The sequence below is a fragment of the Massilia timonae genome, from assembly GCF_001866515.1.
In the GTDB taxonomy this organism is placed as follows: Bacteria; Pseudomonadota; Gammaproteobacteria; order Burkholderiales; family Burkholderiaceae_D; genus Telluria; species Telluria timonae.
Window position 1 is genome coordinate 3,137,641 of record NZ_JRYB01000001.1, and the last position, 12,013, is coordinate 3,149,653.

A 12,013-nucleotide genomic window follows, 5' to 3' on the forward strand; every position below is an offset into this window, starting at 1 on the left:
GATTTTCCAGGAATAGCCATGCGACGTACCCGTATCAAGATTTGCGGCATCACCCGCGAGCAAGACCTGCGCGCGGCGGTCGAGCAGGGCGCCGACGCGCTCGGCTTCGTGTTCTATCCGAAAAGCCCGCGCTACATCACGCCGGCGCGCGCGGCCGAGCTGTGCGCGACCCTGCCGCCGTTCGTGAGCGGCGTCGCGCTGTTCGTGAACCCGACCCTGGACGAGGTGCGCGCGGTGGCCGATGCGATGCCGCTGGGCCTGATCCAGTTCCACGGCGACGAAACGGTCGAGGAGTGCGCGGCCATCGCGGCCGCGGTCGGGCGGCCTTTCGTGCGCGCCTACCGCATCAAGCCTGACACGCCGCCCGCGGCTTTGCTAGAATGCGAAACTGCATACCGCGCCGCCAGTCCGTGGTTCTCGGGCCTCCTGCTCGACACCTGGGTGGATGCCTACGGCGGCGCAGGAAAGGTCTTCGATTGGTCTCTTATTCCAAAAGAGCTCGCGCCTCGGGTCGTTTTGAGTGGTGGGTTGAGCGTACACAACGTCCTTGAGGCGACCGAACGTGTTCGTCCCTTCGCCGTCGACATCAGCAGTGGTGTCGAGGAAGCGAAGGGGATCAAGGACGCCCGCAAGATCGCCGCCTTCGTCGCGGCGGTGCGGGCAGCCGATGCCACCATCGATAGCGAGTCGCACCATGACCACCAAAGACACCATCACGGCCCAGCTTAACGCTGCGCCCCTGTTCAAGACCCCGGATTACGCCCTGCCCGATGCGGTCGGGCACTTCGGTCCCTATGGCGGCAGCTTCGTCGCCGAAACCCTGTCGCACGCGCTGGCCGAGCTGAACGAGGCCTATGCGAAGTATGCGCAGGATCCCGAGTTTCTCGAGGAATTCCGCTACGAGCTGGCCCACTTCGTCGGCCGTCCGTCGCCGGTGTACCACGCGCGGCGCTGGTCCGAGCTGGCCGGCGGCGCCCAGGTCTATTTCAAGCGCGAAGACCTGAACCACACGGGCGCGCACAAGATCAATAATGTGATCGGCCAGGCCCTGCTGGCGCGGCGCATGGGCAAGCAGCGCATCATCGCCGAAACCGGCGCCGGCCAGCACGGGGTGGCCACCGCCACCATCTGCGCGCGCTTCGGCCTGGAGTGCGTGGTGTACATGGGCGCGGAAGACGTCAAGCGCCAGGCGCAGAACGTGTACCGCATGAAGCTCTTGGGCGCGACCGTGGTGCCGGTGGAATCGGGCTCCAAGACCCTGAAAGACGCGCTCAACGAGGCGATGCGCGACTGGGTCACGAATATCGAAAACACCTTCTACATCATCGGCACGGTGGCGGGCCCGCACCCGTATCCGATGATGGTGCGCGACTTCCAGTCGGTGATCGGCGAGGAATGCCGCGTGCAGATGCCGGCCATGGCGGGGCGCCAGCCTGATTACGTGGTCGCCTGCATCGGCGGCGGCTCCAACGCGATGGGCATCTTTTACCCGTATATCGGCGAGCCGGGCGTGCAGCTGGTGGGCGTCGAGGCGGCGGGCGAGGGGCTCGGTTCGGGCAAGCACGCGGCTTCGCTGACGGCCGGCCTGCCGGGCGTGTTGCACGGCAACCGCACGTATCTGCTGCAGGACGAGAACGGCCAGATCATCGAGACGCATTCGGTGTCGGCCGGCCTGGATTATCCGGGCGTCGGTCCGGAACACGCCTGGCTGAAGGATTCGGCGCGCGCGCAATACGTGTCGATCACCGATGAAGAGGCGCTGCAGACCTTCCACGACTGCTGCCGCATCGAGGGCATCATTCCGGCGCTGGAATCGTCGCATGCGATCGCCTACGGCGTGAAGCTGGCGGCGACCCTGCCGAAGGACAAGATCATCCTGGTCAACCTGTCGGGCCGCGGCGACAAGGACATGCACACGGTGGCGCAGCGGATGGGAATGGATTTCAGCTGAGATCCAGTTCCGTCCTGTTCCGGCCGCACGCGGCCGGAGCCCCGCACCCTCCGTGACTTTTACAAAGGAAGAACAGCATGTCCCGCATCGCATCCACTTTTACCGCACTCAAGGCGCAGAACAAGACCGCCCTGGTGACCTTCATCACCGCCGGCGACCCCGGCCCCGAACTGACCGTGCCGCTGATGCACGCCCTGGTGGCGGGCGGCGCCGACGTCCTGGAACTGGGCGTGCCGTTCTCGGACCCGATGGCCGAGGGCCCGGTGATCCAGCGCGCCTGCGAGCGCGCGCTCAAGTTCAATGTCGGCCTGAAGGACGTGTTCGCCTTCGTGCGCGAGTTCCGCCAGACCAACGCCACCACGCCCGTCGTCCTGATGGGCTATGCCAACCCGATCGAGCGCATCGGCCAGTCTGAATTCATCCGCTGCGCGAAAGAAGCGGGCGCGGACGGCGCCATCGTCGTCGACTACCCGCCCGAAGAATGCGCGGACTTTGCCGCCGCCATGCGCGACAACGGCCTCGACCTGATCTTCCTGCTGGCGCCGACCTCGACCACCGAGCGCGTGAAGCAGGTGGCCCAATACGGCGGCGGTTTCAGTTATTACGTCTCGCTCAAGGGCGTAACGGGTTCCGGCGCGATCGACACCGCCGACGTGGCGCGCCGCGTGAGCGCCATCCGCGAACACGTGAAACTGCCGATCGGCGTCGGCTTCGGCATCCGCGACGGCGCGACCGCGAAGGCGGTGGCGCAGGTGGCGGACGCGGTCGTGATCGGCAGCCGCATCATCCAGGAAATCGAAGCGCACCCGGCAAGCGAGGCCGTGGAGGCCGTCCGCAGCTTCACCTCCGGCATCCGCACCGCCCTCGACGCTCGCTAAGCCGATAATGAGGGTCAGAGTCGAATTATTGAGCAATTTCTCGGCTCAATATTGTCATTGAATTCGACACTGACCCTCCTTGAGGTTTCGTAGCAGACATTACCCAACAATGAGGGTCAGAGTCGAATTGTTTGACAACTTTTCGTTGGTCTGTGCATGCACCCCATCCTCATCCGTCATTAATTGTCTTCCCGCAAGTTCAGGTTTGCTCCTGCGCTATTCTTTTAGAAGTTGCCTCAAGTAAATTGTGTCTTCCATTTTCAATTTCGGGAGGACTCAGTGGACATTCGCATCAAACGCGTCGGCGTCGCCCAATGCGCCAAGATGATTGCCGGGATTTATTTCGTCATTTCGCTGCCCATCGTTGCCATTGTCCTGCTGCTGGCGATGGCAACGGGGAAGGCGAGCATCGGCATCGGCGGCCTGATCCTGCTTCCTTTCGTCTACGCATTCGTCAGCTACCTGGCTGGGCTGTTAAGTGCGTGGATCTATAACCTCGTGGCCGATCGGATTGGTGGTTTCGAATACACCACGGCGGAAATTACCTCTTGAATCGGTAATCGACACACTGCTACAGAAATATTGGCCAATAATTCGACTCTGACCCTCATTGTTGGGCTATTGATTGCCTTCTAGTAGCGCGTGACTCTGTCCCTAATATGAGTGAAAGGAATTTGTATTAAAAAAAGAACGACGAGGGTCAGAGTCGATTTATCGGGCAACTCCGAAAGTTGTCAAACAATTCGACTCTGACCCTGCTTTGCGGGCGGGAAGGTGGGGATGTCAAACAGGCAATTGGCAGCTTGCTACGATTCGACAAGCCGGGCTTGAGCGGCTACACTACCGCCACCTGAAAGATTTGCCGCAAAGGAGAGAACATGAGTTGGTTGGAAAAGCTGCTGCCCCCTCGGATCCAGCGCTCCGATGCCGCTAACCGCAAGACCATGCCGGAAGGCCTCTGGGTCAAGTGCCCGTCGTGCGAGTCGGTGCTGTACCGTGCGGACATCGAGTCCAATCTGCACGTGTGCCCGAAGTGCGACCACCATATGCGCATCCGCGCCCGCGACCGCCTCGACGCCTTGCTCGATGAAGGCGGCCGCTACGATATCGGCCAGGAGACCCTGCCGGTCGATACGCTGAAGTTCAAAGACAGCAAGAAATATCCGGATCGCCTGAAGGCGGCCATGGACGCCACCGGCGAAACCGATGCGCTGATCGTGCAGGGCGGTTCGATCATGAGCCTGCCGGTCGTCGTCGCCTGCTTCGAATTCGAATTCATGGGCGGCTCGATGGGTTCCGTCGTCGGCGAGCGTTTCGTGCGCGGCGCGCAAGTGGCGCTCGAGCAGAAAGTGCCGTTCATCTGCATCACCGCCACCGGCGGCGCCCGCATGCAGGAAGGCCTGCTGTCGCTGATGCAGATGGCCAAGACCACCGCCATGCTGACCAAGCTGTCCGAAAAGAAGCTGCCGTTCATTAGCGTGCTGACCGACCCGACCATGGGCGGCGTCTCGGCCTCGTTCGCCTTCATGGGCGACGTCGTCATCGCCGAACCGAAGGCCCTGATCGGCTTCGCCGGCCCGCGCGTGATCGAGAACACCGTGCGCGAGAAATTGCCAGAAGGTTTCCAGCGCGCCGAGTTCCTGGTCACCAAGGGCGCCGTCGACATGATCGTCGACCGCCGCAAGATGCGCGAAGAAATCGCGCGCCTGCTGGCCCTGCTGCAAAACCAGGCGACCGAAGTCCTGGCCTGATAGACACAAGGGCGACTTCGGTCGCCCTTTCAGCTTGTGCGCCCGCGCAGGGCCGCCGAGCACATCGATCGTATTCACCATGTCCCCACTTCCCACCACCTTGCCCGATTGGCTGGCCCTGCTCGAGTCGCGCCATGCCGAAACCCATATCGACATGGGCCTGGACCGCGTGCGCGCCGTCAAGGAGCGCTTGCAGCTGGCCTTCGATTGCCCGGTGATCATGGTCGCCGGCACCAATGGCAAGGGTTCCACCTGCGCGATGCTCGAATCGGTGCTGCTGCAGTCCGGCTACCGCGTCGGCCTCTACATCAAGCCGCACTTCCTCGACTTCAACGAGCGCGCCCGCATCAACGGCGAGATGGCATCAAGTGAAGCGCTGGTCGATGCCTTCAACGCGGTCGAAGCCGCCCGCGCCGGCACCGACCTGACGTATTTCGAATTCACCACCCTGGCCATCGCCCACCTGATCTCGAAGAGCGGCGTCGACGTCGCCATCCTCGAAGTCGGCCTGGGCGGACGCCTGGACGCGGTCAACGTCATCGACGCCGACGTTTCCATCGTCACCAGCATCGACATCGACCACACGGCCTACCTGGGCGATACGCGCGAGCAGATCGGCTTCGAGAAGGCCGGTATCTTCCGTCCTGGCAAGCCGGCCATCTGCAGCGACCCGGTGCCGCCGCAATCGCTGATCGAGCATGCCGAACAGATCGGCGCCGACCTGTGGCTGCTCGGCCGCGACTTCAACTACCAGGGCGACCAGCAGCAGTGGAGCTATGGCGGCCGCGGCCAGCGCCGCAACTCGCTGGCCTATCCGGCCCTGCGCGGCGCCAACCAGCTGCTCAACGCTTCGGCCGCGCTGGCCGCGCTCGAGGCGCTGCGCATGCAGCTGCCGTGCGGCGCTCAGGAAACCCGCGCCGGCCTGGCCCTGGTCGAACTGCCGGGCCGGTTCCAGGTGCTGCCGGGCCGCCCGACCCAGGTGCTGGACGTCGCCCACAATCCCCACGCCGCCGCCACCCTGGCCCAGAACCTGGGCAATATGGGCTTCCACCGCTTCACGTACGCCGTGTTCGGCATCATGGAAGACAAGGACATCGACGCCGTGATCGCGCCGATGGCCGGCTTGATCGATCACTGGTGCGTAACCGGGCTCGATTCGCCGCGCTCGGCCGAGCCGGAAGCGCTGGCCGACAAGCTGCGCGAACTGAAGCCGGCCGGCGCCAAGGATGACGATTTTTCTGTGAGCAGTTTCGCAACGCCAGCCGAGGCCTATGCGAATGCGCTGAGCCGGGCAGGGGAGAATGATAGAATTGTGGTCTTTGGCTCTTTCTACACGGTTGCAGGCGTCATGGCGGCGCGTAAATCGAGTCTTCACTGACCTCCTTCACCCTATTACCTGAACCACATGGGCTTGTTCTCGTTCGGCAATAAAAACAAGCAAGAAACTGTCCGGGACAGCGGGCACTTCGTCAAGGACGACGATGCCGCTTATACCGAGCGCGCCCGCTCCAAGCGTGCAAGCTCCGCGGGCGAGGCGGGCCGCCGCACCAGCCGCGGCGACCCGATCCTGCCCGAAAAGAAGCGCGCCCGCCGCCGCCTCGTCGGCGCCATCGCGCTGGTCCTGGCGGCCGTCGTCGCGCTGCCGATGCTGCTCGATTCCGAGCCCAAGCCGCTGGCCACCGACATCGCCATCCACATCCCGGACAAGGACAAGGCAGCGCCGCTGCCGGTGCCGTCCGAGCAGGTGGCGCCGATGGCCAGCGTCGACAGCGACGAAGAGATCATCGAGCCGGCGCCTGCGGCCACCGGCCCTGCGGCCGGTGTCCCCGCAACCGAGGCACGCGTGACGGCCCCGGCGGCCAACGATCCGCCGCCGATGCGCATGCTGGAACAGGCCGAGCCGCCGAAACCGGAGCCAAAGCCGGAGCCAAAGCCGGAACCGGTCAAGCCCAAGGCCGAACCGAAGCCCGAGCCGGTGAAGCCTGAGCCGAAGCCGGAACCCAAGCGGGAACCGGCGCCCGAGAAGAAACCCGAGCCCGCGAAGAAACCGGCCGAGACGCACCCGAAGGCCGAGCAGGTCGCCAAGCCCGCGCCGAAGGACGACGCCGCGCGCGCCATGGCCATCCTCGAAGGCAAGCCGGCCGAGCCGCAGAAGGCGCAAGGCCCGGCGCCGCGCTTCGTGGTGCAGGTCGCCGCCCTGGCCAGCCAGGAAAAGGTCACGGAATTGCAGGAGCGCCTGCGCGGCGCCGGTATCGCGTCGTTCACCCAGAAGTCGGGCGAACTGATCCGTGTGCGGATCGGTCCGTTCAGCAAGGAAGAAGCCGAGAAAGTGCGCGCCAAGCTGGGCGGCATCGGCCTGTCCGGCACCATGGTGCCGCTCTGATCTTGCTCTGAAGCGTGACGATTTTCGATTACCTGGTGCTGTTCGTGCTGATCGCCTCCGTTGTCATCAGCACCCTGCGCGGCCTGGTCAAGGAAATCCTGTCGCTGCTGGGCTGGATCGTCGCCTTCGTGGTGGCCAATGCCTACGGCGCCGGGCTCGCGCCGCTGCTGCCGGAAGTGATTCCCGGCGACACGGCGCGCCTGATCGTGGCCTTCATCGCGCTGTTCCTGGGCGTGCGTATCCTGATGGGCCTGCTGTCGCTGGCGATCGGCGCCCTGGTGGAAGCCACCGGGCTCTCGCTGGCGGACCGCGGCCTCGGGGGATTGTTTGGATTGGCGCGCGGCGTTGTAATCGTGCTGGCCGGCGTCATATTGTGTGGGATGACGGACATTCCGAAGCAGGCATTCTGGCAAGAGGCCCTGTTGTCGCCGATCGCCGAGACCGGCGCCCGTACCGTCAAGCCCTTCCTGCCCGCTGCCATGGCGCAGCACGTGAATTTTTGACCAGCATTCCTCAGTCGTAGAACTTTTTTCTGTAATCAAGCACTCAAGCTTTTAGGAGCACACCATGTGTGGCATCGTCGGCGTCGTCTCTCACTCTCCCGTCAACCAGTTGCTGTATGACGCATTGCTGCTGCTGCAGCACCGCGGCCAGGATGCGGCGGGCATTGCGACCAATCACAGCAGCATGTTCTCGATGTTCAAGGCCAATGGCCTGGTCCGGGACGTGTTCCGCACCCGCAATATGCGTTCGCTGTCGGGCAATAGCGGCATCGGCCACTGCCGCTACCCGACCGCCGGCTCGTCGAGCGAGGAAGAAGCGCAGCCGTTCTACGTCAACGCGCCGTTCGGCATCACGCTGGCCCACAACGGCAACCTGACCAACCAGGCCCAGCTGAAGGACGAGCTGTTCCGCAACGACCGCCGCCACATCAACACCGATTCCGACTCCGAAGTGCTGCTCAACGTGCTGGCCCACGAGATGCAGGAAGCGGCCGACGGCTATACGCTCGACGCCGACGCCGTGTTCAAGGCGGTCGCCGCGGTGCACCGCCGCGTGCGCGGCGCCTACGCCGTGGTGGCCCAGATCTCGGGCCACGGCATGCTGGCCTTCCGCGATCCGTTCGGCATCCGCCCGCTGTGCCTGGGCGTCAACGAGACCGAGCAGGGCAATGAGTACCTGGTGGCCAGCGAATCGGTGGCCCTGGAAGGCCTGGGCTTCCGCTTCGTGCGCGACATCGCGCCGGGCGAGGCGGTCTTCATCGACGAAAACAACCAGCTGCACGAGCGCCAGTGCGCCGAGAACCCGTCGCTCAATCCGTGCGCCTTCGAATTCGTCTACCTGGCGCGTCCCGATTCCGTGATCGACGGCGCCTCGGTCTACGCCACCCGCCTGCGCATGGGCGAATACCTGGCCGACAAGGTCAGCAAGGAGATCCCGGTCGACGAGATCGACGTCGTGATGCCGATCCCCGATTCCTCGCGCCCGGCCGCGATCCAGCTGGCGCTGAAACTCGGCGTCGAATACCGCGAAGGCTTCATCAAGAACCGCTACATCGGCCGCACCTTCATCATGCCGGGCCAGGGCATGCGCAAGAAGTCGGTGCGCCAGAAACTGAACGCCATCAGCTCGGAGTTCAAGGACAAGAACGTGCTGCTGGTCGACGACTCGATCGTGCGCGGCACCACCAGCCGCGAGATCGTGCAGATGGCGCGCGAAGCCGGCGCCCGCAAGGTGTTCTTCGCCTCGGCCGCGCCGCCGGTGCTGTACCCGAACGTGTACGGCATCGACATGCCGACCCGCGACGAGCTGATCGCCCATGGCCGCACGGTCGAGGAAGTGTGCCGCGAGATCACGGCTGACCGCGTGGTGTACCAGGACGTCGACGCATTGAAGCGTGCGATCTCGGACGTCAATCCGGCGCTGAAGAACTTCGAGGCCTCGTGCTTCGACGGCGTCTACGTCACCGGCGACGTGACCCCCGAATACCTGGACCGCCAGGAATCGGCGCGTCACAATCCGAAGTCGAAGGACGCCGAGGACAAGGTGCGCACCCAGCTCAACCTGAACCCGCCGGTGGCGGCCGAGTAAGCCATGTCGGATAACAAGCACTACGGTTTCACGACCACCATCCTGCACAACGATCGCCGCAAGACGATCGAGCAGGGTTCGCTGCACAAGCCGGTGCACACCTCGGTCGCCTTCGGCTATGCCGACGCGCGCCAGCTGGCATCGGTATTCCAGGGCAAGGAGCCGGGCTTTCGCTACGGCCGCCAGGGCAACCCGACGGTGTCGGCCCTGGAAGACAAGATCAGCAGGATGGAAGACGGCGTCGCCACCCTGTGCTTCGGCACCGGCATGGCGGCGATCGGCGCGCTGTTCCAGGCGCTCCTGAAAGCCGGCGACCACATCGTCTCGTCGAGCTTCCTGTTCGGGAACACCAACAGCCTGTGGCAGACGGTGGCGGGGCAGGGCGTCGACGTCGCTTTCGTCGACGCCACCGACGTGGCCCGGGTGGAAGCGGCGCTGCAACCGAACACCCGTATGGTGTTCGTCGAGACCATCGCCAATCCGCGCACGCAGGTGGCGGACCTGGCCCGCATCGGCGAACTGTGCCGCGCGCGCGGCATCCTGTACGTGGTCGATAACACGATGACCACGCCCTGGCTGTTCCGTCCCAGGGACGTGCATGCCGGGCTGGTGGTCAATTCGCTGACCAAGTCGATCGGCGGCCACGGCATCGCGCTGGGCGGCGCGCTGACCGACACCGGCCTGTTCGACTGGGCCGCGTATCCGAACATCGCCCAGAACTTCCGCAAGCAGGCACAAAGCGCGCAAGGCATGGCCCAGCTGCGGGCCAAGGCGCTGCGCGACTTCGGCGCCGCGCTGGGGCCGGAAGCGGCGCACCACATCGCGGTCGGCGCCGAGACGCTGGCCCTGCGCATGGAGCGCACCTGCGCCAATGCGCTGGCGCTGGCGACGATGCTCGAAGCCGATGACCGGGTCGCCGCCGTGCATTATCCGGGCCTGGCCTCGCACCCGCAGCACGCGATCGTCGAGACCCTGTTTCGCTCCGGCGGCTCGCTCTTGAGCTTCGAGCTCAAGGACGAGATCGACCCGTTCGACTACCTGAATCGCCTCAAGTTGGCGATCCCGGCCTCGAACCTGGGCGACAACCGCACCCTGGTGATTCCGGTGGCGCACACGATCTTCTTCGAGATGGGCCCCGAGCGGCGCGCCAGCATGGGCATCGCGGAAGGCTTGATCCGGGTGTCGGTGGGCATCGAGGACACCGCCGACCTGGTCGGCGACTTCCGCCAGGCGCTGGATGCGTAAAGCCAGGTAAAACTGTCCTGATCGGGCCGGCAAATGCCGGCCTCGTCATTTTTGCGGTTGAGCCCAGCCGTAAAACACGGCTATCATGGACTTTTACCAGCCCAGCCTTACGGTATGCCCATGAAACGAATCCTGTCCTGCCTGTTCCTCGCGGTGTCCTTCGCAAGCGGTGGCGCCGCCTTCGCCGGCGAACTCGAGGATGCCAACGCCCTGTTCGAGAAGAAGGACTATGCGGGCGCGCTCACGCTGTACACCAAGCTGGCCAATGCCGGCAATCCACAGGCCCAGCAGCAGCTGGGCCAGATGTACTGGTATGGCGAAGCCGGCGCGGTCGACGAGGCCAAGGCGAAGGAGTGGTTCGAAAAGTCGGCCGCCAAGGGCAACAAGATCGCCGCCGACTCGCTCGTGATCATGCAGCAGCGCGTCCTTCGCCGCGCCGAGATCGACTACTGGATCAAGGGCTACGATGGCGCCGACCTGCAGTCGGGCGAGTACCGCTGCCCGTCGCCGCGCATCCCGGCGGTATCGAAGATCAATGAAGAGATCGAGCGCGTGAACAACGCCGTGACCGGCTGGCAGGATTGCTACAACAAGATGGTGACCAACCTGAACGCGCAGTCGCCGCTGACCAAGCGCATCCCGCCCGACATCGCCAAGCTGATGAACAAGCAGGAAACCGAGGCCTCGACCGCCTATCTGGAGGCGGTGCGCCAGAACATCGCCGAGGGAGCGAAGGTCAATTCGAAGATGGTATTGGCCGATTTCGCCGCATGGCGCAGCGCGACCGAGGCCTTCGTGGACCAGCACAATGCGGTGGTCAACAAGGCCAAGCAATAATAGTGAATGCCGGCCCGCAGGCCGGCGTACTCAAGAGGTGAAGCCGATCAGTTCCAGCTGCGCATCAACCCAACCGCCAGTCCCTCGAGCGCAAACTCTTCGTCGGGCGTGACTTCGATGACCTTGAAGTCGGGGTTCTCGGGTAGCAGTTCGACCAGGTCGCCGGTCTTGCGGTAGCGCTTGACGGTGACTTCCTCGCCCAGGCGGGCGACGACGATCTGGCCGTTCTTGGCGCTATCGATTTTCTTGACCGCCAAAAAGTCGCCATCCATGATGCCGGCGTCGCGCATCGACCAGCCTTTTACCTTGAGCAAAAAGTCGGGCCGCGCCGCGAACATCGCGGTGTCGACGTTATAGGTCGCTTCGACGTGTTCTTGCGCCAGGATCGGATTGCCGGCGGCGACGCGACCGACCAGCGGCAGCGACATCAGGGAAGGCGGTGGCATCGGGATCTGCTCGACGCTGGCGCCCACCAGGCGGATGCCGCGCGAGGTGCCCGGCGAAATCTCGATCGCGCCCTTGCGCGCCAGGGCTTGCAGGTGTTCTTCGGCCGCATTGGCCGAGCGGAAGCCCAGTTCGGCCGCGATTTCGGCCCGGGTCGGAGGGAAACCCGTGTTCTCGATCGCTTCCTTGATCAGGTTAAGGATCTGTTCTTGCCTTGCAGTGAGCTTGAGCATAAATAATCTTGCAGCAACGGGTTGTAGAGGTAGACTGTATTTTTGTACAGTATTCTGCTATACGCAAGGGATATACACGAAAAAGCGCAAAAAAAGCGCGCACGAGACAAAAAACAGGGCGTCCATGGGTCTAATTGTCGAGTGAGCGCGGCGCCGCGATGGGGCGCTTGACAGCCAGGTTCCCTTTTTGCCCATTTCAC

General features: G+C 64.1%; 12 protein-coding genes. 11 read left to right on the top strand and 1 reads right to left on the bottom strand.

Annotation, left to right across the window (positions count from 1 at the left end; all coding sequences use genetic code 11):
• The first annotated feature begins 18 nt into the window (after positions 1–18).
• From LO55_RS13460 to LO55_RS13510, 11 genes are all read left to right on the top strand, one after another.
• On the top strand, positions 19–729 hold the full coding sequence (locus LO55_RS13460) for a phosphoribosylanthranilate isomerase (protein WP_071361843.1): 711 nt from the start codon (positions 19–21) through the stop codon (positions 727–729).
• On the top strand, positions 695–1,951 hold the full coding sequence (trpB, locus tag LO55_RS13465) for a tryptophan synthase subunit beta (RefSeq protein ID WP_005662684.1): 1,257 nt from the start codon (positions 695–697) through the stop codon (positions 1,949–1,951). Before LO55_RS13460 ends, trpB begins: the two co-directional genes overlap by 35 nt.
• 77 nt (positions 1,952–2,028) lie before the next feature.
• Positions 2,029–2,829, top strand: coding sequence for a tryptophan synthase subunit alpha (trpA, locus tag LO55_RS13470; RefSeq protein WP_071361844.1), 801 nt, complete (start codon positions 2,029–2,031; stop codon positions 2,827–2,829).
• 279 nt (positions 2,830–3,108) lie between these two features.
• Positions 3,109–3,381: a hypothetical protein gene (locus LO55_RS13475; protein WP_143054518.1), complete on the top strand. Its 273-nt coding sequence runs from the start codon at positions 3,109–3,111 to the stop codon at positions 3,379–3,381.
• Between the two features lie 326 nt (positions 3,382–3,707).
• Complete coding sequence (accD, locus tag LO55_RS13480; protein ID WP_071361846.1) at positions 3,708–4,580, top strand: acetyl-CoA carboxylase, carboxyltransferase subunit beta; 873 nt, start codon at positions 3,708–3,710, stop codon at positions 4,578–4,580.
• A gap of 79 nt (positions 4,581–4,659) precedes the next feature.
• Positions 4,660–5,958, top strand: coding sequence for a bifunctional tetrahydrofolate synthase/dihydrofolate synthase (folC, locus tag LO55_RS13485; RefSeq protein WP_071361847.1), 1,299 nt, complete (start codon positions 4,660–4,662; stop codon positions 5,956–5,958).
• A 27-nt stretch (positions 5,959–5,985) separates the two neighbouring features.
• The gene (locus tag LO55_RS13490; protein ID WP_071361848.1) at positions 5,986–6,963 is read left to right on the top strand and encodes an SPOR domain-containing protein; all 978 of its coding nucleotides are present in this window, start codon (positions 5,986–5,988) and stop codon (positions 6,961–6,963) included.
• Between the two features lie 14 nt (positions 6,964–6,977).
• A complete protein-coding gene (locus LO55_RS13495; protein WP_005666062.1) occupies positions 6,978–7,466 on the top strand; it encodes a CvpA family protein in 489 nt (162 codons plus the stop codon).
• A 64-nt stretch (positions 7,467–7,530) separates the two neighbouring features.
• On the top strand, positions 7,531–9,054 hold the full coding sequence (gene purF, locus LO55_RS13500; RefSeq protein WP_005666063.1) for an amidophosphoribosyltransferase: 1,524 nt from the start codon (positions 7,531–7,533) through the stop codon (positions 9,052–9,054).
• Between the two features lie 3 nt (positions 9,055–9,057).
• Complete coding sequence (locus LO55_RS13505) at positions 9,058–10,299, top strand: cystathionine gamma-synthase family protein (RefSeq protein WP_071361849.1); 1,242 nt, start codon at positions 9,058–9,060, stop codon at positions 10,297–10,299.
• A gap of 120 nt (positions 10,300–10,419) precedes the next feature.
• Complete coding sequence (locus tag LO55_RS13510; RefSeq protein WP_071361850.1) at positions 10,420–11,136, top strand: tetratricopeptide repeat protein; 717 nt, start codon at positions 10,420–10,422, stop codon at positions 11,134–11,136.
• A gap of 47 nt (positions 11,137–11,183) precedes the next feature.
• On the opposite strand, the gene lexA is transcribed toward LO55_RS13510, so the two are convergent.
• Positions 11,184–11,813 carry a transcriptional repressor LexA gene (lexA, locus tag LO55_RS13515; protein WP_005666067.1) on the bottom strand — a complete coding sequence of 210 codons (630 nt, stop codon included), beginning with the start codon at positions 11,811–11,813 and terminating at the stop codon, positions 11,184–11,186.
• Positions 11,814–12,013 lie beyond the last annotated feature (200 nt).

Coding starts and splice junctions, on each gene's coding strand:
- LO55_RS13460 (WP_071361843.1), top strand. CDS start 19: ATGCGACGTACCCGTATCAAGATTTGCGGCATCACCCGCGAGCAAGAC.
- trpB (WP_005662684.1), top strand. CDS start 695: ATGACCACCAAAGACACCATCACGGCCCAGCTTAACGCTGCGCCCCTG.
- trpA (WP_071361844.1), top strand. CDS start 2,029: ATGTCCCGCATCGCATCCACTTTTACCGCACTCAAGGCGCAGAACAAG.
- accD (WP_071361846.1), top strand. CDS start 3,708: ATGAGTTGGTTGGAAAAGCTGCTGCCCCCTCGGATCCAGCGCTCCGAT.
- folC (WP_071361847.1), top strand. CDS start 4,660: ATGTCCCCACTTCCCACCACCTTGCCCGATTGGCTGGCCCTGCTCGAG.
- LO55_RS13490 (WP_071361848.1), top strand. CDS start 5,986: ATGGGCTTGTTCTCGTTCGGCAATAAAAACAAGCAAGAAACTGTCCGG.
- purF (WP_005666063.1), top strand. CDS start 7,531: ATGTGTGGCATCGTCGGCGTCGTCTCTCACTCTCCCGTCAACCAGTTG.
- LO55_RS13505 (WP_071361849.1), top strand. CDS start 9,058: ATGTCGGATAACAAGCACTACGGTTTCACGACCACCATCCTGCACAAC.
- LO55_RS13510 (WP_071361850.1), top strand. CDS start 10,420: ATGAAACGAATCCTGTCCTGCCTGTTCCTCGCGGTGTCCTTCGCAAGC.
- lexA (WP_005666067.1), bottom strand. CDS start 11,813: ATGCTCAAGCTCACTGCAAGGCAAGAACAGATCCTTAACCTGATCAAG.